We start from the raw sequence: 506 nt of genomic DNA on the forward strand, positions 1-506 counted from the left end.
CAATGAAGAGATGTTTGCCTGACTCCGCCAGACGCAGCGCTGTGGGTGTCGCTTCATTGGGGGGCAGCATAATGACAGAAAAGTCAAAATCCTCATTTGCCATCAAGCTGTCGAGATCAGTATAGATACGCGCAGCCGGATCGGCGTGGCGGATTTCGTCTAGTAACTCTGCCTGATCCGGTGAGGATTCACAGTATGCTACAATTTCTACGTCTTCCTGTCCTTTGAACGACTTGAGCAGACCGTGGTTTTTATCGGGGTGTAGGCTGCCGGCGTGGATGTGAAGGCCAACCACGGCAGCTTTGAGGGGCAATTCTTGTGTGGGCATTTATCTCATTCTTTCCGTAGAAATAGTTTTGGATTTCTGTAGATCGATTTTCTAAAATTGACGCTTTGGTGTCGAGATGTAAATCTCGACCTACTTTCTATGGAAATCGCTCGTCAGTCAGTGTCGAGATGTGAATCTCGACCTACAATTTACTTTCCATGGAAATCGCTCGTCAGAG

Annotated in this window: 1 protein-coding gene; it reads right to left on the bottom strand. The window is 47.8% G+C overall.

From position 1 onward, the window contains the following. Positions 1-328, bottom strand: a 328-nt coding sequence (locus J4G02_06680) for a Gfo/Idh/MocA family oxidoreductase (protein ID MCE2394262.1), incomplete at its 3' end; no start/stop codon positions are given. Positions 329-506: the final 178 nt, after the last annotated feature.

This window comes from Candidatus Poribacteria bacterium, assembly GCA_021295755.1.
Taxonomy (GTDB): Bacteria; Poribacteria; WGA-4E; order WGA-4E; family PCPOR2b; genus PCPOR2b.